17 protein-coding genes are annotated in these 22,283 nt (G+C 64.3%); 11 read left to right on the top strand and 6 right to left on the bottom strand.

Features of this window, described 5'->3' with window-relative positions; all coding sequences use genetic code 11:
- Positions 1–347 precede the first annotated feature (347 nt).
- Positions 348–1,112, top strand: a complete 765-nt coding sequence (locus AC5Y21_RS17535; protein WP_499914093.1) for an STAS domain-containing protein — start codon at positions 348–350, stop codon at positions 1,110–1,112.
- Positions 1,113–1,186: 74 nt separating this feature from the next.
- Positions 1,187–2,056, top strand: coding sequence for a TIGR03619 family F420-dependent LLM class oxidoreductase (locus AC5Y21_RS17530; protein ID WP_499914091.1), 870 nt, complete (start codon positions 1,187–1,189; stop codon positions 2,054–2,056).
- Positions 2,057–2,115: 59 nt separating this feature from the next.
- On the opposite strand, the gene AC5Y21_RS17525 is transcribed toward AC5Y21_RS17530, so the two are convergent.
- Positions 2,116–2,922 carry an enoyl-CoA hydratase/isomerase family protein gene (locus tag AC5Y21_RS17525; protein WP_499914089.1) on the bottom strand — a complete coding sequence of 269 codons (807 nt, stop codon included), beginning with the start codon at positions 2,920–2,922 and terminating at the stop codon, positions 2,116–2,118.
- An 81-nt stretch (positions 2,923–3,003) separates the two neighbouring features.
- Between AC5Y21_RS17525 and AC5Y21_RS17520 the strand changes: the two genes are divergently transcribed.
- Complete coding sequence (locus AC5Y21_RS17520; RefSeq protein WP_499914087.1) at positions 3,004–3,921, top strand: SAM-dependent methyltransferase; 918 nt, start codon at positions 3,004–3,006, stop codon at positions 3,919–3,921.
- Between the two features lie 293 nt (positions 3,922–4,214).
- Here the strand turns inward: AC5Y21_RS17520 and AC5Y21_RS17515 are convergent, their stop codons facing one another.
- Both AC5Y21_RS17515 and AC5Y21_RS17510 read right to left on the bottom strand, forming a co-directional pair.
- Positions 4,215–6,164, bottom strand: a complete 1,950-nt coding sequence (locus AC5Y21_RS17515; protein ID WP_499914086.1) for a fumarylacetoacetate hydrolase family protein — start codon at positions 6,162–6,164, stop codon at positions 4,215–4,217.
- Positions 6,161–8,443, bottom strand: a complete 2,283-nt coding sequence (locus AC5Y21_RS17510; protein WP_499914084.1) for an ATP-dependent DNA ligase — start codon at positions 8,441–8,443, stop codon at positions 6,161–6,163. Before AC5Y21_RS17510 ends, AC5Y21_RS17515 begins: the two co-directional genes overlap by 4 nt.
- Before the next feature lie 218 nt (positions 8,444–8,661).
- On the opposite strand from AC5Y21_RS17510, the gene AC5Y21_RS17505 reads away from it, so the two are divergent.
- The 7 genes from AC5Y21_RS17505 to AC5Y21_RS17475 all read left to right on the top strand — a co-directional run bounded on the left by AC5Y21_RS17505 (position 8,662) and on the right by AC5Y21_RS17475 (position 18,126).
- Positions 8,662–10,200 carry a mannitol dehydrogenase family protein gene (locus AC5Y21_RS17505; RefSeq protein ID WP_499914082.1) on the top strand — a complete coding sequence of 513 codons (1,539 nt, stop codon included), beginning with the start codon at positions 8,662–8,664 and terminating at the stop codon, positions 10,198–10,200.
- The gene (locus AC5Y21_RS17500) at positions 10,197–11,054 is read left to right on the top strand and encodes an HAD-IA family hydrolase (protein ID WP_499914081.1); all 858 of its coding nucleotides are present in this window, start codon (positions 10,197–10,199) and stop codon (positions 11,052–11,054) included. The genes AC5Y21_RS17505 and AC5Y21_RS17500 overlap by 4 nt, the downstream gene beginning before the upstream one ends.
- Positions 11,055–11,115: 61 nt before the next feature.
- The gene (locus tag AC5Y21_RS17495; protein ID WP_499914114.1) at positions 11,116–12,531 is read left to right on the top strand and encodes a mannitol dehydrogenase family protein; all 1,416 of its coding nucleotides are present in this window, start codon (positions 11,116–11,118) and stop codon (positions 12,529–12,531) included.
- Positions 12,528–13,394: a carbohydrate kinase family protein gene (locus AC5Y21_RS17490; protein WP_499914080.1), complete on the top strand. Its 867-nt coding sequence runs from the start codon at positions 12,528–12,530 to the stop codon at positions 13,392–13,394. The genes AC5Y21_RS17495 and AC5Y21_RS17490 overlap by 4 nt, the downstream gene beginning before the upstream one ends.
- A gap of 88 nt (positions 13,395–13,482) precedes the next feature.
- Positions 13,483–14,367 carry a non-homologous end joining protein Ku gene (gene ku / locus AC5Y21_RS17485; RefSeq protein WP_499914078.1) on the top strand — a complete coding sequence of 295 codons (885 nt, stop codon included), beginning with the start codon at positions 13,483–13,485 and terminating at the stop codon, positions 14,365–14,367.
- 60 nt (positions 14,368–14,427) lie between these two features.
- Positions 14,428–15,543, top strand: a complete 1,116-nt coding sequence (gene pstS / locus AC5Y21_RS17480) for a phosphate ABC transporter substrate-binding protein PstS (protein WP_499914076.1) — start codon at positions 14,428–14,430, stop codon at positions 15,541–15,543.
- Positions 15,544–15,765: 222 nt separating this feature from the next.
- Positions 15,766–18,126 carry a serine/threonine-protein kinase PknD gene (locus AC5Y21_RS17475; RefSeq protein WP_499914074.1) on the top strand — a complete coding sequence of 787 codons (2,361 nt, stop codon included), beginning with the start codon at positions 15,766–15,768 and terminating at the stop codon, positions 18,124–18,126.
- Between the two features lie 4 nt (positions 18,127–18,130).
- Here the strand turns inward: AC5Y21_RS17475 and pstA are convergent, their stop codons facing one another.
- From pstA to pstS (AC5Y21_RS17460), 3 genes are read right to left on the bottom strand one after another with little or no spacing between them, the layout of a single operon-like run.
- On the bottom strand, positions 18,131–19,036 hold the full coding sequence (gene pstA, locus AC5Y21_RS17470; RefSeq protein WP_499914072.1) for a phosphate ABC transporter permease PstA: 906 nt from the start codon (positions 19,034–19,036) through the stop codon (positions 18,131–18,133).
- 7 nt (positions 19,037–19,043) lie between these two features.
- Positions 19,044–20,042 (bottom strand): phosphate ABC transporter permease subunit PstC, encoded by a 999-nt coding sequence (pstC, locus tag AC5Y21_RS17465; RefSeq protein ID WP_499914070.1) that lies wholly within the window; start codon positions 20,040–20,042, stop codon positions 19,044–19,046.
- A gap of 12 nt (positions 20,043–20,054) precedes the next feature.
- Positions 20,055–21,176, bottom strand: coding sequence for a phosphate ABC transporter substrate-binding protein PstS (pstS, locus tag AC5Y21_RS17460; protein ID WP_499914068.1), 1,122 nt, complete (start codon positions 21,174–21,176; stop codon positions 20,055–20,057).
- Between the two features lie 287 nt (positions 21,177–21,463).
- Between pstS (AC5Y21_RS17460) and AC5Y21_RS17455 the strand changes: the two genes are divergently transcribed.
- Positions 21,464–22,255: an SDR family oxidoreductase gene (locus AC5Y21_RS17455; protein WP_499914066.1), complete on the top strand. Its 792-nt coding sequence runs from the start codon at positions 21,464–21,466 to the stop codon at positions 22,253–22,255.
- The last annotated feature ends 28 nt before the right edge of the window (positions 22,256–22,283 follow it).

Raw genomic sequence — 22,283 nt, 5'->3', positions numbered from 1 at the left:
TTGCGCGCAGCGGAGGATCAGACGCGACGAGATCGACATGTAAGGCGTAACCGACGGCGGTGCTTGCGACTGGCAACGTCGAGGCATCTTCCCGACTCGCCCCCGGATAGCGCTGCCTGCGCAACTCGCGCCGAGCGCACCGCGTCAACCAGCTCGCACGTCGAGGATGGTTAACGGAAATCAGAAGTTTTATGCCGCCGAAAGGCGGCATTCGTCGGCAATCGACCAGCTGAGGAACTCGAGGAGCACGAGATGGAACGGGACGACACGACGGCATCGGGCTGCCGGTTCGCGACGCCTTACCGCTTTTCGACCACATTTGGTGCGGGTGCGAAAGGGGCCGCGCGGTGAGCGCGATCGCCGATTCGGCGAGCCCGCTGGCCGTTGCGTCGCGTACCGAGGAATCAGTGGTCGTGCTGACCGTCGACGGTGTATTGGACACCGCCAAGTCGGCGGCCCTGCTGGACAGCATCATGAAGGCCACCCGCGAGGGGCAGTCCGCGGTCATCATCGACGTCACCGCGCTACGAGTGCCCGAAGAATCGGCGTGGTCCATCTTGTTGGGCGCGCGCTGGCAGACCGAAGGGCGCTCCGACGTGCCACTGCTGCTGGTCTGTGCGAATCGCACCAGCCGCGCGGCGATCGAACGCACTGGGGTGGCCCACTTGATGCCGGTGTACGCCAGCACTAAGACGGCGATGAAAGCCGTCGCCCGGCTTCCACGCAACAAGGTCCGGCGTGCGCAAGCGGAGTTGCCCGCCCACCTGACCAGCCTCCGCGAGTCGCGTCAGCTGGTCCGCGAGTGGTTCACCGCCTGGGCGCGGCCGCGGCTCATCCCAGTCGCGCTGGTGGTCGTCAACGTGTTCATCGAGAACGTGCTGGAACACACCGGCAGCGAACCGCTGATGATGATCGAGAGCGAGGGCCAGACCGCGACCATCGCGGTGTCCGACACCAGTTCCACACCCGCGGTGCGGCTGCCCTCGCCGGCGAAGGGCATCGACGTCTCCGGCCTGGCGATCGTGGCTGCGTTGTCGCGGGATTGGGGCAGCACTCCCACCGCGTCGGGCAAGACGGTCTGGGCGATCATCGGTCCGGAGAACCAGCTCTAGGCGCCCCCGGCGCGGGCCAAAATTAGAACACGTTCTAGTCTCGTGTTAGTGCCCGCCGACGGAAGGTAGATGACGTGCGGTTCAGCTTTGCGGAGTCACTGACCGATCCTTCGTTCTACATCCCGATGGCCAAGGCGGCGGACGAGGCCGGCTACCACAGCATGACGATCGCCGACAGCCTGGCCTACCCCTTCGAGTCCGACTCCAAATACCCGTACACACCCGACGGCAACCGCGAGTTCCTGGACGGCAAAGAGATCATCGAGACCTTCGTGCTGACCGCGGCACTGGGCGCGGTTACTTCGCGGTTGCGGTTCAACTTCTTCGTCCTCAAGCTTCCCGTCCGCCATCCGGCGCTGACCGCCAAGCAGGCGGGTTCGCTGGCCGCGCTGATCGGCAACCGGGTAGGACTCGGCGTCGGCACCAGCCCGTGGCCGGAGGATTACGAGTTGATGGGTATCCCATTCACCAAGCGCGGCAAGCGGATGGACGAATGCATCGAGATCGTCAAGGGTCTCACTACCGGCGACTACTTCGAGTTCCATGGCGAGTTCTACGACATTCCCAAGACCAAGATGAGCCCGGCTCCGACGCAGCCGATCCCGATCCTGGTCGGCGGCCACGCCGATGCCGCGTTGCGCCGTGCAGCGCGCCTGGACGGGTGGATGCACGGCGGCGGCAGCGATCCCGAGGAACTCGACCGGCTCATCGCCAAGGTCATGCAGTATCGCGAAGAAGCCGGCAAGAGCGGACCGTTCGAGATTCATGTCATCTCGACGGACGCCTACACCGTGGACGGCATCAAGCGGCTTGAGGACAAGGGCGTCACCGACATCATCGTGGGCTTCCGCTGGCCCTACATCAAGGGACCCGACACCGAACCGCTGGAGACGAAGATCCGTCACCTGGAACGGTACGCGGAGAAGGTGATTGCGAAAGTTTAGCGGCGGTCGCAAGCGCGGCGAAGCCGGGCGCAGCGGGCCGCCGCCATCAGATTAAGCGGTCACAGGGAATCCCATTTGGGCGCCCGCTTCTCTTGGTGCGCCTTGGCGGCTTCGGCCGGGTTGTTGGTGAAGCCGGTAAGCATCTGGGTACGGTTCTCGATCTCGACGGCATGACGCAAACTGGGCGCGTCCAGCGCGGTATTCAACCCAATCTTGGTCTGCCACACACCGAAAGCGTTGTTCTCGGCGATCGACCGCGCCATGTTCAACGACGCCGTAATCAGATGATCCGGCGCCACCACCTCGTGCACCAACTTGATGCGATAGGCCTCGTCGGCGTCGATGATGCGACCGGTCAGCATGAGTTCGCGCGCCACCCCGGCGCCGACGATCTTCGGCAGCAGATAGCTGGTGCCCATGTCCATCGACGAGAATCCCGCCCTGATGAACACCGATCCGAACCGTGCGTTCTCGGATGCGATCCGGATGTCGCAATGCAACGCGAAGGCCAATCCGCCACCGACCGCGACGCCGTTCACCGCGGCGATGACCGGGATGGGTAGTTCGTAGAGGCGGACGTACTGTTCGGCCAGACGAACTTGAGCGTCATAACTGGTCTTGAAGGGCGGGGTCGGCCGAGTGGTCTTGGTCCAAGCCTGACCTTCGCCGCTCAGGTCGGCGCCGGCGCAGAACCCGCGTCCGGCGCCGGTCAGTATCGCTACCCGGTATTCGCCTGAACCGAGTGCGTCCAGGCAATCGTCCATCGCGTCGATCAGCGACCCGTCGATGGCGTTCAGGCGCCTCGGGCGGTTCAGGGTGATCAGGGCGATTTCATCCTCGAGAGTTCCAAGTTCGACAGCAGCCATACCCGCACCGTAGGACACAGCGGGCGCTCAGGGATGCGACCTACCGTGGATTCGGCGCAACGTCGAAGGAGATTCCGCAAAATGACACGAACCGAAAGCGACACCTGGGACCTGGCCAGCAGCGTGGGGGCGACGGCCACCATGGTCGCCGCGGCCCGCGCAGCAGCGAGCCGGCGCGCGGAGCCGGTCATCACCGATCAGTTCGCCGAACCGCTGGTGCGCGCCGTCGGGCTGGAGGTGTTCACCAAGGTGGCCGCCGGCGAGCTGGATTTCGAGGATTTCGATCGAGACCTCGGATTTCCGCGGGTGACTGACACATTCGCGGCTCGCGCCCGCTATTACGACGACTACTTCGCCGAGGTAACCGCTGCGGGCATACGGCAGGTCGTGATCGTGGCCGCGGGGCTGGACTCGCGTGCTTACCGGCTTTCCTGGCCGACGGGAACGACGGTGTACGAAATCGACCAGCCCGAGGTGATCGGGTTCAAGACCTCGACGCTTCGTAAGCTCGGCGCCGAGCCCGGCGCCCAGTACCGGCCGGTGGGCATCGACCTTCGCGAGGACTGGCCGGCCGCACTACGGGCGGCCGGCTTCGACGCGACGGAGCCTACCGCGTGGCTGGCCGAAGGCGTGTTGATCGGCTTTCTGCCGCCTGAAGCCGAGGTTCGGTTGCTGGACAACGTCATTGCAATGAGTGCTGTGGGCAGCCGGTTCTCTGCGGACTACGGATCGCTCAACGCGGGTACGCCGGACGCGCGGGAACAGGCCCGGCTGATGGCCGCAGGCTGGCGGGCGCAGGGCCTGGACCTCGACATCGCCGAGCTTGCTTACCCCGGTGAGCACACCGACGTCGCCGCGCACCTGGAAGCACACGGCTGGCAGACGTCGACGCGCGGACTGCCCGACCTTTTCCGCGCTGCCGGGCTACCCGAGTTGGCGGAGGACGATCGGCGGAGCGCCGCGGCCACGATTCAGTTCGTGCGGTCCGGCAAGCAGTAGCCGCGAAGGCGGCGCCGCGGGAAATGCGTTGCCCGTTGCGCTTTCGCGTGAGCGCTGTGTACTGGTAGCCCCAGGAGTCACTCCAATCGCGGGCCTTCGCCTTGAGTGTGAACTGACGGCTTTCAGTGTGAAACAACGGCTTTCAGCGTGAACGTAGGGTGGGCCACAGCGCTAATTTTCACCCTGGCTTCACTCCCAAAGCCCTGGATTCACAGCCAAAGCCCAGACTTCACAGCCACGCTCACCTTGAGGCGATATGGACAACACTCCGAATTTCCAGTTACGGGTGGGACTCAGGACGAACGCTTGGCCAGCCACTCGGCCTGCATCACCAGCAGCGCCATCACTTCCAGCTGGGGTGTGTCGGTATCAAGTTCGCGGTAACGCTGGTAGACGTTGACGACGACGCGCTCGGCGTCCAGCCAGGTCGCGTATTCGCCGAGGTCGATCGTGTCGGCGGCCTCGGACCACGACAGACCCTTGCGGTAGGCGGCCTCGGTTTGTTCGGAGACGTGAGCGAGATAGCCGCGGACCGCGCGGATCCCGTCCGGATCGGTGACGGGACCATGCCCGGGCACCACCGTCGGCGCGTCCAGCGCGATCATCGCATCGCAGGCCGCGATCCAATTGGCGATCGGCCCCGCCCACACGATCGGCGTGCAGCCGATGAACAGCAGGTCCCCGCCGAACAGCACTCCGGCGTCGGGCACGTGCACTACCGAGTCCGCGGCGGTGTGCGCGGGACCCAGATTCAGCAGCGTGATCTGCCGGCCGCCGACGTCGATGGTGAGCTCGCGGTCAAATGTAAGGTCGGCGTTGCGCAGGTTGATGCCGCTGAAGTCAAAGTGCCCGAAGCGTTCTCGCGCGTACGGAGTGGCAACCGGACCGAGGTTGCCGGTCTGCGTCATGACCAGCATCTCCGGTGGCATGCCATGCGCGATCTCCTCGGCCGTGCCCGTGGCGGCGATGATTCGCACCGACGGGTCCAGCAGCTGATTGCCGTGCGTGTGGTCGCCGTTGGAGTGGGTGATCAGCACGTCGGTGATGGGTGCGCCATCGGTGATGGACTTCATCGCGGCGAGCATCTCGCGGGTCAGCGCCAAGTCGAAAAGGGTGTCGACGAGCAGCGAAGCACCGTCGCCGGCGACCAGCCCCGCGTTGCTCCAGCCGTATCCCCCATCCGGCAGTGTCCACGCCCACACCCGCTCGCCGACGTCGTGCAACCCGCGGGTGTAGGGGACCCGTGCGGGCGCGCGGTTGACCCGACCGGGGGCCGGTGCGGCATCCGGATTGGGCCGCGGCGCCAACGGGTGCGGCGCGCCGCTGGCGCGGACGGTTTGACGGGTCTCCCCCAACCCCTGTACCCGCAGGGTGACGACGTCGCCGTCGTGCAGCCAGCCCGGAAACGATTCCAGTGCGGTAAGACTCAGGTGTTCGACGAGAGTGCAGGTGGGTACTGTGCCGGAGCCGAAGACGTCGCCGGGGGTGAGCGTCACTCCGCGCGAGGCGTAGGAAATGACTTCACCGAAGCTCCAATCCATTTGCGCGGTGGACCCCGAACCGATCACGGTGTCGTTCACCAGTGCGCTCACCTGAAGGTCGAGCTTGCCAGGATGTGAGGGGTGGCGGTAGGGCTCCAGCTCATCCGGGGTGACGAGGTAGGGGCCCAACGTGACGCCGCTGTCTTTGCCTTTGGCCTGCCCGATCGCCAGCTGTCCCTCCAGCTGCTGCAGATCTCGGGCAGACCAGTCGTTGAAGATTGTGTAGCCGATGATGGCGCGTTCGGCTTCGTCGACAGTGAGGTCCTTGCCGCTTGTTCCGATGACCGCGGCGACCTCCAATTCGAAGTCCTGCCAGGCACTTCCGGGTGCCATCGGCGCGTCGTCGTAGGGACCCAGCACGGTTGCCGGACAGGCGAAGTAGAACGCGGGGACGCGGTACCAGGTGTCGGCGAGTACCCGTCCGGCACCGAGTGCGGCCTGACAGTTGCGCATGTGGTCCAAAAAACACAGTGAGTCCCGGATCGACGGCGGGCGCGGGATCGGGGCACGCAACCTTACGTCGGCCAACGGGACCGCGTCGTCGGAACCCAGTGCCTGCTCACCGGCTTCGCGCAGCCCGTCGGCGCCACGGCCGACCAGCTCCAGCAATGTCACACCCGGCGGCGCCGGATGGATCATGTCACCGGACAGCACTCCGGTACGTTCACCACCTTCCGGGCCTTGATACGTCACCCATTTCATTCGCGTATCACCTCACTCGGTTTCTTGTCCGGTCGCAGCCCCCGCCAACTCGGTTGGCGCAACCGGTTATCCGGGGTCCACTCGCTGTACCGCACCTCCCCGACCAGAACCGGTTCGACGAAGGTAACCCGCTTCGCGTCGGGTGCTGGGAGCGGTGCGTCGAACGGCGAGTTGTCGGTGTGCAGCGGTGTCAGCGTGGCCTTGAGGTTGGCTAGGTCGCGTTCGGTGAAGCCGGTGCCGACCCGTCCGGCGAAACGCAGGCCACCGCCAGAGGGGATGCCGATCAGCAGCGCGCCGATGCCGCTGCTGCGTCCGCCCTCTCCGGCACGCCACCCGCCGATGACGACTTCCTGCGTGTTCCAGTGCTTGTCCTTGACCCACGACGCCGACCGGCGGCCCGGCTGATACGTGGAGTCGCGCCGCTTGGCGACCACGCCCTCCCAGCCGTGCTGGCGGGAGTACTCGAGCGCCTCGGCGCCGTCACCGGGCAGCAGCTCCGGAACAATGAGATCGCCTGCGGCGGCAAGTGTTTCCAGCAGCTTTCGCCGGTCGGAGTAGCGGGCCCGCAGCAGCGAGCGGCCGTCCAGATAGAGCAAGTCGAACGCCCAGAACTCGATGCGGGTGGCGCGCACGCGGTTCTGCATTTCGTTGAAGCTGGGCACACCGGACTTGTCGAGCGCCACCACCTCGCCGTCGATCACCACGTGGTGGTCACTGAGAGCTTCTGCCAATGAAAGCAATTGGGGATATTCCTTGGTGACGTCGCGTCCGCTGCGGGACCTTAACCGCACGTCGCCGTGATCGGCGTCGACGAGTAACCGGTAACCGTCCCACTTGCCTTCGAAGGCCCACTGACTCGCCCTGAGGTTCGCCACCGAACCGTGGGTCGCAAACATCGGTGCCAGCGAGTCGAAGTCGAAGAACTTCTGATCCTTCATCCGGTGCGCCAGCCACTGGTCGCCGTTGGTTTGAATCAGGGCGTAGCGCCCGGAGATCCGGCTACCGTGCAGGTTGACAATGACCTCACCTTTTTCGGCGGAGTCATTGAACTTTTCGGTCTCGTAGGTTCCCGAGTCCCAAATGATCACCTTGCCCGCACCGTACTCGCCCTTCGGGATATTGCCCTGGAACGTGCCGTATTCCAAGGGGTGATCCTCGGTGTGTACCGCCAGGTGATTGACCGCCGTCGTCTCGGGCAGGTTCTTCGGCACCGCCCACGACACCAGCACCCCGTCTCTTTCCAGCCTGAAGTCGTAGTGCAGCCGGCGGGCGTGATGCTCCTGGATGACGAACGTATTGTTATGGCCGGTAATGGGTTTGGCGGCCGGCACCGGTTCTGGCGTCTTGGATGAGTCGCGCATGCTGCGGTACTTGGTCAGCCGGTCCGCGCCGGGCATATCGGCGTCCAGCGCCGCCAGCAGATCGCCGTCGCGGGCCACTCGGGTCAGTACCTCGTCGTAGCGCAGCTGGCGCAGCGAATCTGGGTCGTCGAGTTCCTCCCAGCTGCGTGGTGCCGCGACCGTCGGGTGCTCCCGGCCACGCAGTGAGTAGGGCGCGATGGTGGTCTTCGCACCGTTGTTCTGGCTCCAGTCCAAGAACACCTTCCCGGCGCGCAGACTTTTGGTCATCGTCGATGTCACCAGCTTGGGCATCGTCTTTTCCAGTTGCTGCGCAACGCGTTTAGCCAAAACAGAGGCTCCCCGGCTACTCACCGGCTCATCTAGCGGCGCGTAGAGGTGCAGGCCCTTGCTGCCGCTGGTGAGCGGGAAGGTGGTCAGCCCGATGTCGGTGATCAGATCCCTTACGGCGCGGGCCACCTCGGCCAGCTGGGCCATCGTCACGCCCTCACCGGGGTCCAGATCGAACACCAATCGTGTTGCCGGGCCCGGGTTTAGCTTTTCGCCTTTTCGGGTCCACTCGGCGACGAAGCGCCACTGCGGCACGTGCACCTCGAGCGCCGCCTGCTGCGCGATCCAGGCCAACCCGGGCGCGCTCTCGATGATCGGATACGTCGTGGTTCCGGACCGGTGCGTCACGCTGGCGCGCGGCAGCCAGTCCGGCGCCGAAGATGCCAGCTGCTTTTCGAAAAACGAGGCCTCCTCGACGCCGTTGGGCCAGCGTTTGCGGGTTGCCGGGCGCCGTGCGATATGCGGGACCATGAACTCGGCGATCGCGGTGTAGTAGTCGAAGACGTCGCGCTTGGTGGTTCCGGTGGCGGGGTAGAGCACTTTGTCGGCGTTGGTCAGCGTCACCCGCTGTTCCGGAGCCTTCGAGCCCATGGTGTCAACGTACTTCGTCGGGCTCGGCGGCCGGTAGAAGTAAGCACGGCGAAACAGCGGTTCCGGTGCCGCCGTCAGTACGCCAACCCGCCCATCAACAGCCCACTGTGGCGCATTTCACTGCACCGGTTAAACGCCTGTTGACGCCTGCAATATCCGATGTAACGGCGCGGTGCTCACTTAACGATTGCCGTCACGGCGGGTAGGTTCGACGACCAATGCGCCATGCCGACTGCCTGACGAGTGTCGTCACCCAGGGCTGCACCACTGCTGTTCCGCTGAGTAACGCCACATTGAAACTACATTCCCAACGGATGGACGTGCCCACCTATGACAGGTCGGCACTCCAGCGGGGTGTCGTTCACATCGGCGCGGGCAACTTCCACCGTGCTCATCAGGCCGTTTACTTCGACGACCTGGCCTGCTCGGGCATTTCCGATCAGTGGGGCGTCACCGGCGTCAGTCTTCGCTCCCGCGACGTCAAAGACGTGCTGTCGGCTCAGGATGGGCTTTACACCGTCGTACAACGCGGCTATGACCGCCAAACGGCCCGTGTGGTCGGCTCGATCGGCTCCTACCACTACGCGCCGAACGACACCGCTGCGGTCCGCGCCGCTCTGACTGATCCCCAAACCCGCCTCGTCAGCCTCACGATCACCGGCAACGGGTACTTCCTGGATCCGGTGACCCGCGAGTTCGATGCGGACAACCCCGACGTGCGTGCCGATCTTGTCGCGACGGATGGCTTTGCCACCGCGTGGGCATATCTGGCCGAGGCACTCGAGCAGCGTCGTCGCGCCGGTACCGCCCCGTTTACGGTGCTGTGTTGCGACAACATTCCCGACAACACCCAGGCCGCGCGAACCGCTCTGGTGTCGTTCGCCGCTCTACGCGATCCCGGGCTCGCCCGCTGGATCGACACACATGTCGCTTTCCCGTCGACCATGGTCGACCGCATCACCCCGCAGACGTCGAACTCGGAGCGCCAATTCGTCGAGCGCACCTTTGGCGTCGCCGACAAGTGGCCGGTGCTCACCGAACCGTATAGCCAATGGATCATCGAGGACGCCTTCAGCGACGGCCGCCCACCGCTCGATGAGGTCGGCGCCCAGTTCGTGACCGATGTCAGCGATTACAAGCTTCTCAAGACCCGTCTGCTCAACGGAACTCATATTGCGATCGCGTGTTTGGCCACGCTGGCGGGCTTTCAGCGCACCGACGAAGCGATGGGCAACCCCGTCATCTTCGATTACGTCGAGCAGCTCATGCGCGATGAGGTTCAGCCGCTGCTGCCGGCGGTGCCGGGGATGAACACACCCGGCTATCGGAACACGTTGCTCACTCGGCTGAGCAACCCCCGGATGAGCGACCAGTTGTCGCGACTGGCGCGCCGGGGATCGGAGAAGATGGCGTCGTTCCTGCTGCCGTCCCTGCATGAGGCGATCGAGCAGGACCGGCCGCACACGCTGCTGATGTTGGCTCTCGCGGGGTGGGCGCGCTATCTGCGCGGCTACGACCTCAACGGTCGCACAATCCGCATCGACGACCCGGAGTCAGGATTGCTCACCAAGTTGGCGACCATGGGAGGCGATAACCCTCGTCCGTTGCTGCGGCATGAAATCCTCGCCGACCTCCGTCTGATTCCCGGTTTCACAGAGCGCCTTGGCGTCATGATCGCGGACATCGATGAGCATGGTGTGATACCCACTCTGCGTCGAGCGTTGCAGGACAATGCGCGGGAGCTGGTGTTGCAATGAACCAGCCCGTCACGTTCATCCGCCCATTCGACCCGGCGCCGATCACCACCTTGCTCTGTGACGCCGATGACAACCTATTTCCTTCCGAGAGGCCGGCGTTCGACGCGTCGACCGAGGTTACGAATCGTTTCCTGGCCAGGTTCGGCGTGACCGCCCCGCTCAGCTCTGATGAGTTGCGTAAGCGGGCCGTCGGGAAAAACTTTCGTACCACGGCTCTCGACTTGGCGGTGCAGTGCGAAGTGCCGCTCGATGAGACGTTGGCGCAGGGGCGTCCCGCCGCGGTGGTTGCTTCAGCCGGCGACTTGGCGAGCGGCGACACGTTGTCCGCCGACGAACTCGAGCAGTGGGTGCGCGAAGAGCGCGAACGGGTCACCGCTCATCTGGCTGTCACCCTGACACCCGATCCGCAGGTGCTGGAACCGTTGCGAAACCTCGCGACGCACTACGCACTCGCGGCGGTCAGCTCCAGCGCCAGCAAGCGTCTGCGTGCGTGCTTCACGGCGACTGGCCTCGACTCGCTGATTCCAGAGTCTGTGACCTTCAGCGCGGAGGATTCTCTTCCGGTGCCGACCAGCAAACCCGACCCGGCGGTGTATCTGCACTCCGGCCAGGTACTGGGCGTCCAACCCGAACAAGGGCTGGCCATCGAGGACTCGGTGGCCGGCGTGGGTTCCGCGGTCGCAGCCGGCTACGCCGCCGTCGGAAACCTGATGTTCGTGCTGCCTGACGAACGAGATTGCCGCCGTGCAGAATTGATCGATGCCGGCGCAGTCGCGATAACCGACTCGTGGCGCGCCCTCGCTGACGCCCTTATGTTGTCGACCGCGACAGGTGGAAGCTCCCCCCGTAGGTAGGCGTCCGCGACCCGATTCGGGCCGTGGTCCGGGGAGGAGGTGGACAATCGTGTCCAGCGTGATGAACCTGAACAATGCAGCTCTGACGAGGCTGTCGATCGAAAAGCCGAGCTATGACCGCGGCGCCATCGGCGTCGGTATTGCCCATATCGGCGCCGGTCACTTCCACCGCGCCCATCAGGCCGCGTACATCAACCTGCTGCTGCAGCAGGGCCTGGCGCACGAGTGGGGCATCTGCGGTGTGGGGGTGATGCCGGCCGACTGGACCATGCGCGACGTCCTCGATGGTCAGGACGGCCTCTACACGCTGGTCCTGGAAAATCCGGACGGCAGCCGGGACGCACACGTGATCGGCTCGATCATCGACTACCGCTACGCGCCCGACGATCCCGAGTCGGCGCTGGAGGTACTGGTCGCGCCGTCCACCCGGATCATCTCGCTGACCATCACCGAAGGTGGTTATCGCGACCCGGACGGGCCCGCGTTCGCATTGATCGTCGAGGCCCTGGAGCGGCGCCGCGCGCGCGGGATCGCCGCACCGACGATCGTGTCGTGCGACAACATCGAGAACAACGGTGAGATCGCGCGACGGGCCGTCCTCGCGAATGCCGAAAGCCGAGATGCCGGCCTGGCGCAGTGGATCGGCGACGAGGTCCGGTTCCCGAGTTCGATGGTGGACCGGATCACCCCGGCCACAACCCTGCAGATGGCCGCGGAGGTGCGGCGCGATTTCGGCGTCAACGACCGGTGGCCCGTGGTGGCCGAGCCATTCACGGCCTGGGTGCTCGAAGATGATTTCGCCGATGGCAGGCCACCGCTGGAAAAGGCGGGCGTGCTGCTGGTTGACGACGTCGCTCCGTACGAGTTGATGAAGCTGCGACTGCTCAACGCCGGCCATCAGTGCCTGGCCTACTTCGCCCATCTGTGCGGCTTCAAATTCGTCCACGAGGCCGCGAGCGATCCGTTGTTCGCCGAATTCCTGCTTGCCTATTTCGAATCCGAGGCCATCCCGACGCTGCCACCGGTGCCCGGGATCGACCTGCACGACTACACCCGCACGCTGGTCGAGCGGTTCTCCAACCCGGGCTTGCGCGACACCGTGGCGCGGCTGTGCGCCTACTCGTCGGATCGCATCCCGAAATGGCTGATCCCGGTGATCTGCGACAACCTCGCCAGCGACGGCCCGGTCCGGGTGACGGCGGCGGTGGTGGCCAGCTGGGCCCGCTACGCCGAGGGCACCGACGAATGGGGTTCGCCGTACGAGGTGGTGGACCAGCTCGCGGACTCGCTGATCCCGATCGCGCGCTCGCAGTACGAGAATCCCACCGCGTTCATCGAGATCGCCGCCGTGTTCGGCGATCTGGCCCACCAGCCGCGCTTCGTCCAGGCATACCGCTGGGCGCTGGACTCGTTGCACAACCGCGGGGCACGGGCAACCCTGGAGGCGTTGCTACACGATGAGGCGGTGGACCCATGACCCGCGGGCTGGTGATCGGTGAGGCACTGATCGACACCGTCAACGGGGTCGATCATGTCGGTGGCAGCCCGTTGAATGTCGCCGTCGGATTGGCCCGGCTGGGACGGGGCGTGGATTTCCTGACCCACATCGGCGACGACGCACCCGGCCGGCACATCGCCGAATACGTCAAAACTGCTGGCGCACAATTAATCCCAAGCAGCGTTGCAGCTTCCCGGACACCTAGCGCGGTGGCGACCCTGGCCGCCGATGGCTCGGCCAGCTATGCCTTCGACCTGGACTGGGAGCTCTCCGGCATACCACCGGTGCCGCCGCCGCTTTTCGTGCACACCGGATCCATCGCCGCGGTGCGCGAGCCGGGCTGCCTGGCCGTCGCGGCCCTGCTCGACGCCTACCGCGTGTCGGCCACTCTCACCTTCGACCCCAACGTGCGACCGTCGCTGATCGTCGACCGGGATCTGGCCCGGGAAAGAATCGAGCATCTCGTTGAGCGCAGCGACGTCGTGAAGGCCAGCGCGGACGACCTGCGCTGGCTCAATCCCAACCACCCGCCGGAGGTGACCGCCCGAACCTGGCTGGCGTCGGGGCCCGCGGTTGTCGCGCTGACCCTGGGCGATCAGGGTTCGGCGGCGTTCTGCGCGGCCGGCGAGGCCCGAGTGGCCGCGCGGCCGGTGCAGGTGGTGGACACTGTCGGCGCCGGTGACGCTTTCATGGTCGGCCTGCTCGACACGCTTTGGGAACAGGGCCTTTTGGGTGGCGGGCGCCGCGCCGCGCTCCGTGGTATCAGGCTGGATGCGCTGACGGCGGCGCTTGACGCGGGGAGTGTGGCGTCGGCGCAGCGGGTCGCGCAGGCTGGGGCATAAGTAGCGCGAGAAGACGCAAAAGCCCCCGAATTCCGCCCGAATTAGGGGCTTTTGCGTCTGCTCGGCATTACGTGGGCATACTTACACCATGCGCTCCATCTGGAAGGGTTCGATCGCCTTCGGGCTGGTAAACGTCCCGGTCAAGGTGTACAGCGCCACTGAAGATCACGACATCAAGTTCCATCAGGTGCACGCCAAGGACAACGGACGCATCCGATACAAGCGGGTCTGCGAGGTGTGCGGCGAAGTCGTCGAATACAGCGATCTCGCCCGGGCCTACGAATCTCCCGACGGCCGAATGGTCGTGATCACCGACGACGACATCGCCACGTTGCCCGAAGAGCGCAGCCGCGAGATCGAGGTTCTGGAGTTCGTCCCGGTCAGCGAGGTCGACCCGATGCTGTTCGACCGCAGCTACTTCCTTGAGCCGGATTCGAAGTCGTCCAAATCGTATGTGCTGCTGGCCAAGACTCTCGCCGACACCGACCGGATGGCGATTGTGCATTTCACGCTGCGCAACAAGACCCGGCTGGCGGCATTGCGCGTCAAGGATTTCGGCAAGCGCGACGTGATGGTGGTGCACACCTTGTTGTGGCCCGACGAGATCCGCGACCCCGATTTCCCCGTGCTGGACAAGAAGGTCGACATCAAGCCCGCCGAACTCAAGATGGCCGGGCAGGTGGTGGACTCGATGGCCGACGACTTCAACCCCGATCGCTACCACGACACCTATCAGGAGCAGCTGCAAGAGCTGGTCGACGCGAAACTCGAAGGCGGGGAAGCGTTTACCGCCGAGGAGAAACCGACGGAGCTGGACGAGGCCGAAGACGTCTCCGACCTGCTTGCCAAGCTGGAAGCCAGCGTGAAGGCCCGCTCGGGTAGCAGCAAACCTGCAAAAAAGACCACCGCGAAAAAGGCCAGCCCCGCTAAAGCGGCCAAGAAGACCCGCGCAAAACAGGCGTCGAAGTCCTAACCAAAGCGGCCTCGATTCACATATGCTCATCGTGCTGCCGATCCTGAACCTAGGAGTCCTGTGAAGTTCAAACGAACTGGCACCGCGTTAAGCCTGGTGGTCGCCAGCACACTGCTGTTATCGGCTTGTGGTGGCCATTCGAATACCCCGTCGGCGTCAACATCGAGCACTCCCTCGGTGCCGGTGAACTGCGGCGGTAAGAAGAAAATCAAGGCCGCCGGTTCGACCGCGCAGAAGAACGCCATCGAACAATTTGTGTATGCCTACATACGCGCATGCCCCGGCTACACGCTGGACTACGAAGCCAACGGCTCCGGTGCCGGACTGAAACAATTCATCGGTGGCCAGAGCGACATGGCGGGTTCCGACTCGCCGATGGATCCGGCCAAAGGTGAGACCGACCGGGCATCGGAGCGTTGCGGATCGCCGGCGTGGGATCTACCGGTGGTGTTCGGTCCCATTGCGGTCACCTACAACATCAGCGGCGTGACCTCGCTGAATCTCGACGGGCCCACGGTTGCGAAGATTTTCAACGGCGGCATCACCAAATGGGATGACCCGGCGATCAAGGCACTCAACGGCAACAACGCTCTACCGCCGACGCCCATCCACGTCGTCTTTCGCTCCGACGAGTCCGGCACTACGGACAACTTCCAGAAGTACCTCGATGCCGCTTCCAACGGCGCGTGGGGAAAAGGCGCCGGAAAGGTGTTCAAGGGTGGCGTCGGTGAGGGCGCCGAACACAATGACGGCACGTCGCAAGCTCTGAAGAGAACCGACGGGTCGATTACCTACAACGAATGGTCGTTCGCCGAGGGCCATCAATTGATGAAGGCGCAAATCATCACCTCAGCGGGTCCCGATCCGGTGCCGATCAACACCGAAACGGTCGGCAAGACGATTGCCGGGGCTACGATCAAGGGCCAGGGCAATGACCTGGTGGTGGACACGTCGACGTTCTACAAGCCACAGCAGCGCGGCGCCTACCCGATTGTGCTGGTGACCTACGAGATCGTCTGCTCGAAGTACCCCGATACGCCCACCGGCACTGCCGTAAAGGCTTTCATGCAGGCCACAATTGGTGACGGCCAAACCGGTCTGGACGAGTATGGCTACATTCCGTTGCCGAGCGCGCTTCAATCGAAACTGGTGCCGGCGGTCAACAGTATCGCGTAAATGCGTGCATCACCCTGAGCCACAACGGGTTTGGGTGTGCTCCGACCGATAAAAGTCGATGCTGTCCGCTGGCAACTGTGTGGGGAGTTTTCAAGATTCACTGTGAGTAACGCGATTCTGTAGCGCGTTGGTCGCCGAGGATTTACCGTGTGGTAACCATCGGTTTTCCGAAGGCTTGTTAGGGCCGTCCGGAATGGGTGGCGGGTGAAGGGAGCGTCGACGGTGAGTAACGCCGTTTCGCGGGAAGGGTCCCTGTTCGGGCCCTATCAGCTGGTGCGTCTCATAGGTCGCGGCGGGATGGGCGAGGTCTATGAAGCCGAGGACACCCGCAAGCACCGGGTAGTGGCGGTCAAGCTGATCTCGGCGCAGTACTCCGACAACTCGGTGTTTCGTGCTCGGATGCAACGTGAAGCCGACACCGCGGGACGGCTGACCGAGCCGCACATCGTGCCGATCCATGACTATGGCGAGATCGATGGCCAGTTCTACGTGGAGATGCGCTTGATCGACGGCGTCTCGCTGCGGCAGATCCTGACCCAGACCGGTCCTATGGCCCCGGCGCGGTCGGTCGCGATCATTCGCCAGATCGCCGCCGCGCTGGATGCCGCCCACAGCGCCGGCGTCACCCACCGCGATGTCAAGCCGGAAAACATCTTGGTCACCAACCAGGACTTCGCCTATCTGGTTGATTTCGGTATCGCCCGCGCCGCCTCTGATCCCGGACTGACCCAGACCGGAACGGCTGTCGGGACCTATAACTACATGGCCCCGGAGAGGTTCGGCGACACTGAGGTCACCTACCGTGCCGATATCTACGCGCTGGCCTGCGTGCTGGACGAGTGCTTGACCGGTTCGCCGCCATATTCGGCCCAAAGCGTCGAACGACTGATCGCGTCGCATCTGATGGAGCCTGCGCCGCGGCCCAGCCAGCTTCGGCCCGGCAGAGTACCGGCGGCATTGGACGATGTGATCGCGAAAGGCATGGCCAAGAATCCGCTGGACCGCTATCTGAGCTGCGGTGATCTGGCTGAGGCCGCTCATGACGCGCTCACCACATCCGAGCAGCGCCAGGAAGCCACCATTCTGCGGCAGGGCGACAACGAGACCCTGATGGCCCCTGTTGTCGATCCGAATGTGGCCGGCTGGTCCAGCTACAGCGGCTCGGGTGCCCAGCCGCAGCAGGCCTCCGGCGGCTACCCGCAGCAAGGCTCCGGCGGCTACGCACAGCAAGGCTCCGGCGGCTACCCACAACAGGCCTCCGGCGGCTACCCACAACAGACTTCCGGTGGCCACCCGCAACAGGCGACAGGTTCCTACGCGCAGCAGTCCTCGGGTGGCTACCCGCAGCAGACCTCGGGCGGCTACCCGCAGGCACCGACGGCCATGGGACCGACACCGCAGCAGCAGGGCTCGCGCGATTACCCACAGGCCGCAACGGCCATGGGACCGACGCCGCAATACTCCAGCGGGGACCAGACCATGATGGGGCCCGCGCAGCAATTTCCCACTGGTAACGAGACCATGATGCGTCCCGTGCCGACGGACAGCGGCGGTCACACGCCGGCGCCCAACACGTCCGACCAATGGACCCAGGCCAGCCCTGCAGTAGGCGGCGGCTGGCCCAGCCAGCCGGGCGTCGGCGGCACAGGCCAGCAGGCACCGCCCAGCCAGCAATTCGAGCCCGCGGGCAAGCGCCGGGACAAGAAGAAATTGCTGCTTATCTTGGCAGGAGCCGCGGCGCTCTTGCTCGCGATCGTGTTGATCGCCGTGTTCGCGTTTGGCGGTTCGGAGAACACCCCGGGACAGGCGGAGCTGAAGCCGGGGCAACAACAAGAGCTGCCGTTCAAAGGCCTCAACTTCCACCTGTCCCCCGGCGGGGTGGCGGTGGACAGTTCCGGCACCGTCTACGTAACCAGCCAGGGCATGTACGGCAAGGTGGTGGCATTGCCCGCCGGGTCGAGCGCGCCGGTGGTGAAGCTATTCACCGGACTGTACGAGCCCAAGGGCATAGCGGTGGACAGCAGTAGCAGGATCTATGTCGCCGATTCCAACATGCGAGTCGTGACGATGGGAGCCGGATCGAACAACCAGACCGACATGCCTTTCGCCGGTCTCGACTACCCCGAGGGCCTGGCGGTGGATTCCCACGGCGCCGTCTATGTCGCTGACCGCGGCAACGCGAGGGTGGTGAAGCTGGAGCCGGGGTCGACCAACCAGATCGTGCTCTCATTCGACGGGCTCAAAAACCCCGACGGCGTCGCCGTGGACAGCAGTGGCAATGTCTACGTCACCGACACCGACCACAACAGGGTGCTGAAACTGGATGCCGGGACGGGCACCCAGTCTGTCCTGCCATTTACCGGCCTTACCCTGCCGTGGGGAATCGCGGTGGATAAGGACGGCGCCGTCTACGTCACCGACCACGACAACAACGCTGTGCTGAAGCTGCCGGCCGGAGCGAACGCCTCGACGGTGTTGCCATTCCAGGGCCTCAACACGCCCTTGTCGGTGGCGGTGGATAAAGACTTGAACGTGTACGTTGCAGATCGCGGCAACGGGCGGGTGCTGAAACTCAAGCAGTGACCGGCTACCGGCGTCGTCGGCTGGTAATTAAGCGGATCGCCGCGGCGGTCAGGTTGATCAATGCCACGATCAGAATCAACGTCAGCGCAGCACCCCAATACCGCAGGATGCTGGCCATTTGCGGTTGGTTGTATTCGGTATAGATCAGCAGCGGCAACGAGGCCATATTGCCGTGGAAAATGTCGTAGTTGATCGACCGGCTGTACCCCACCAGCACCAGCACCGGCGCCGTCTCACCCAGGACGCGGGCGAGCGCCAGCAGGACACCGGCGACGATGCCCGGCATCGCGATGGGGAAGACGATCCGTACGATCGTTTTCCATTTGGGAATTCCCAACGCATAGCTGGCTTCTCGCAGTTCGTCGGGCACCAGCCTGAGCATCTCCTCGGTGGCCCGGATCACCACCGGCAACATCAGCAAGACCAACGCCAACGACACCGCGAAGGCGCTCTGCTCAAATCCCAGGGTGAAGATCCACATGCTGAAGATGAACAGCGCAGCGACAATCGAGGGCACCCCGGCGAGCACGTCGACCATGAAAGTGGTTAGCCGCGCCAGTCGTCCAGAACCGTACTCCACCAGGAACACCGCGGTCATGATGCCCAGCGGCACGGCGAGGATGGCAGCCATTCCGGACTGCACCACGGACCCATAGACGGCGTGGTACACGCCGCCGGCAAGCTCGTTCGGCAACACTCCTCGCAGCGAGTGGGTCCACCAGCCCGATCGGGTGGCCGCATACCAGCCGCGCGCGATCACCACCCACAGCACCCAGACCAGCGGTATCAGCGCGATGATGAATGATGCGACGAAAAACGTTGCCGCAATGTTGTTTTCGATTCGTCGCCGGAGGCTCAGCTGGCGAACCACCGTCGCTTTCAGCGGCCGGTCGAGCGCATCGATACTCATTGCGCGCTCACCCGTTGACCTTTCCGCCGGCGATCGCCCGAGCAATAGCGTTGACCACGAACGTCAGGACGAACAGCGCGAATCCCGCGGAAATGTAGGCTCCGGTCGGCAGTGGTTGGCTGAATTCCCCTGCTGCGGAGGCGATCTTGGAAGCGAACGTATTACCACCGTCAAACAGCGACCACTTCCCCGGTTTGGGTGCCGAGCGCAGGATGATCAGCACGGCCACCGTTTCGCCCAGCGCGCGACCAAGACCCAGCATCGACGCCGCGATCACACCGCTGCGACCGAAGGGCAGCACGGTCATTCGGATGACTTCCCATTTTGTCGCGCCCAGCGCTTGGGCTGCCTCGATGTGCATATGCGGCGTCTGCCGGAAGACTTCTCGCGACACTGAGGTGATGATGGGCAGGATCATCACCGACAGCACGATGCTGCCGGTGAAGATAGTGCCACCACCGGCCAGCGATACGTTGCCCGACTTGAACAGAAACAACCATCCCAGGTGGCTGTTGAGAAACCGGGCGAATGGTTCGATCTGCGGTGCCAGCACACGGATCCCCCACAGGCCGAAGATGATCGACGGCACCGCGGCCAACAGATCAACCACCGCGGCAAACGGACGGGACAACCTCTGCGGTGCGTATTGGGTGAGGAACACCGCGATCCCGATCGCGATCGGTACGGCCAACACCAGCGCGGACATCGAACTGAGCACCGTGACCATCAACAGGTCGCGGATGCCGAAATTGAGGTTCTTGTCGTCGTAGGTGTCGAATAGCGCACTGGTGAAGAAGTTTGCGTGGTTCGCGCGCAACGACGGGACGGCACGAAGCAGTAGGAATACTGCGATCAGCAGGATCGCGGCGACGATCGTGGAACCGGCTGCCCCAGCGGTCAACTTGAACAGCCGGTCGCCACGTCGTGCCGCGCGCCCATCCGGGGCCGCTAGCGCGGACTTTGACCCGTTTGGGCGTTGCCGCCGCGCTAGCGGTCCGCGGACCATAAGGAAATCAAATCAGGCAATGGCGTTGACCGCAGCCGACAACCTCGTTTTGAAACTGTCCGGAAGCGGGACATAACCGTTGTCCGCCAAGCCATTTTGTCCAGGGCCAATGGTGGCCTGCAGGAACGCCTTCACGGCTGGGCCGGTATCGGCGTCCGGATACTTCGAGCAGACGATTTCGTAGGTCGCCAGCACGATCGGGTAGGAGCCCTGCTGCGACGGGTTGTAGAACGACGACGTGTCGATCTTCAAATCGTTGCCCTGCTGCGGAAGCTTAGCCCCGGCGATCGTCTTTCCAACCGAGTCGGTACTGATCGCGACCGCATCGCCACCCGCCGACGTGGCAACCTTGGCCGTGTTCAGCTTCTGCGACTGGGCGAACGACCACTCGGTGTAGGTAATCGAACCTGGGGTGGTCTTGACGGCGTCCGCGACGCCCTGGCTGCCCTCGGCGCCCTCGCCAGTGCCGCCGTTGAACGTCTTTCCGCCGCCCTTGCCCCAGGCACCCTTGGAAGCGGCATCCAGGTATTTCTGGAAGTTGTCCGTAGTACCCGACTCTCCCTTGCGGTAGACGACGTGAATCGGGTCACTGGGCAAGTGGGAGCCCCTGTTCAGATCCTCGATCGCGGGATCGTTCCATTTGGTGATGTCACCTTTGAAGATCTTCGCGAGCGTAGAGCCGTCCAGGTTCAACGAGGTGACGCCGTTCAGGTTGAAGGCGACCGCGATCGGGCCGAAGACCACCGGCAGGTTCCACGCCGGTGAGCCGCAGCGCCCCTGCGCCGCAGTCGCCTCGTCGGGGCTAAGCGGTACGTCTGAGCCGCCGAAATCGGTTTGCTTGCCGGTGAACTCGCGGACTCCGGCGCCCGAACCACCGCCCGTGTAGTTCAGCGTGTGATCGGGGCAGGCCTGCTCGAATGCCTTGGAGAAGAGGTTCATGGCGCTTTGCTGCGCCGTCGACCCACTGGCCTTCAGCGTTTTCTTACCGCCGCAGCTGACGTTCCCTCCGCCTGCCCCCGACGGGCCCGACGTTGCGCTTCCTCCGGTGGCATTCTTGTCGCTACCACATCCTGACAACACCAGTGCGCCGGTTGCCAGGACGCTCACCACGGCGCCAAATCGTTTGAGTTTCAATTTAGTTCCTCACGGTTGAAATGAAACATGTTCGCCGCCGCCCCTCTCCAGCAGCTTTGCCAGCCGTCTTCTGCAGGCACGACGTTACATTAGCAACATGTAACATTCGATAGTTTCTTCGGGCGACACTTTCTTGAGGGAGTAGTCGCTGCTCAGCCACTCCGGACCGCCCTGGATTCGTTCGCTACATCCGTGTGCCAAACTAGAACCTGTTACAAAAAAGCTGCCATCCTCATCGGCTGGGTTGGTGCCGGCTTCGGCCGACAACTGAAAACAGAGAGGCCGCAATGATCCTGGACAGGTTCCGTCTCGACGATAAAGTCGCTGTCATCACCGGTGGCGGTCGCGGGCTGGGGGCGGCCATCGCGCTGGCTTTCGCCGAGGCCGGAGCGGACGTTGTGATCGCTTCGCGAACGCAGTCTCAACTAGAAGCCGTCGCCGAACAGGTCCGCGCCACCGGCCGGCGCGCGCACGTCGTCGCCGCCGATCTGGCCCATCCCGAGTCAACCGCTGAGCTGGCCGCCCAGGCCGTCGACGCGTTCGGGAAACTGGACATCGTCGTCAACAACGTCGGCGGGACTATGCCGAATACGTTGCTGACCACTTCAGTCAAGGACCTCAAAGACGCGTTCACCTTCAACGTCGCCACCGCCCACGCCTTGACAGTCGCGGCCGCTCCGTTGATGCTCCAGCACTCCGGCGGCGGCAGCATCATCAACATCACCTCCACGATGGGCCGGCTGGCCGGACGTGGCTTCGCCGCCTACGGCACCGCGAAGGCGGCGCTGTCGCACTACACGCGGCTGGCGGCGCTGGACCTGTGCCCTCGCATCCGGGTCAATGCCATCGCACCTGGCTCGATCCTGACCTCGGCGCTGGACGTAGTGGCCGCCAACGACGAGCTGCGCGCCCCGATGGAGAAGGTGACCCCGATGCGTCGCCTCGGCGACCCCGTCGACATCGCGGCCGCGGCAGTCTATTTGGCGTCCCCAGCGGGCAGCTTCCTCACCGGCAAGACGCTCGAGGTCGACGGCGGCCTCACCTTCCCCAATCTCGACATCCCTGTCCCGGACCTGTGATGACTCGCGAGAAGACGCAAAAGCACCC

Source organism: Mycobacterium sp. NGS41 (genome assembly GCF_059812725.1).
Note: the sequence above shows the minus strand (reverse complement) of the source record. Positions and strands in the feature narration are given on the sequence as shown.

Excerpts from the sequence above, each read along its gene's own strand:
- AC5Y21_RS17525 (WP_499914089.1), bottom strand. The coding sequence starts at position 2,922 with ATGGCTGCTGTCGAACTTGGAACTCTCGAGGATGAAATCGCCCTGATC.
- AC5Y21_RS17520 (WP_499914087.1), top strand. The coding sequence starts at position 3,004 with ATGACACGAACCGAAAGCGACACCTGGGACCTGGCCAGCAGCGTGGGG.
- AC5Y21_RS17515 (WP_499914086.1), bottom strand. The coding sequence starts at position 6,164 with ATGAAATGGGTGACGTATCAAGGCCCGGAAGGTGGTGAACGTACCGGA.
- AC5Y21_RS17510 (WP_499914084.1), bottom strand. The coding sequence starts at position 8,443 with ATGGGCTCGAAGGCTCCGGAACAGCGGGTGACGCTGACCAACGCCGAC.
- AC5Y21_RS17505 (WP_499914082.1), top strand. The coding sequence starts at position 8,662 with ATGCGCCATGCCGACTGCCTGACGAGTGTCGTCACCCAGGGCTGCACC.
- AC5Y21_RS17500 (WP_499914081.1), top strand. The coding sequence starts at position 10,197 with ATGAACCAGCCCGTCACGTTCATCCGCCCATTCGACCCGGCGCCGATC.
- AC5Y21_RS17495 (WP_499914114.1), top strand. The coding sequence starts at position 11,116 with ATGAACCTGAACAATGCAGCTCTGACGAGGCTGTCGATCGAAAAGCCG.
- AC5Y21_RS17490 (WP_499914080.1), top strand. The coding sequence starts at position 12,528 with ATGACCCGCGGGCTGGTGATCGGTGAGGCACTGATCGACACCGTCAAC.
- ku (WP_499914078.1), top strand. The coding sequence starts at position 13,483 with ATGCGCTCCATCTGGAAGGGTTCGATCGCCTTCGGGCTGGTAAACGTC.
- pstA (WP_499914072.1), bottom strand. The coding sequence starts at position 19,036 with ATGAGTATCGATGCGCTCGACCGGCCGCTGAAAGCGACGGTGGTTCGC.
- pstC (WP_499914070.1), bottom strand. The coding sequence starts at position 20,042 with ATGGTCCGCGGACCGCTAGCGCGGCGGCAACGCCCAAACGGGTCAAAG.
- AC5Y21_RS17455 (WP_499914066.1), top strand. The coding sequence starts at position 21,464 with ATGATCCTGGACAGGTTCCGTCTCGACGATAAAGTCGCTGTCATCACC.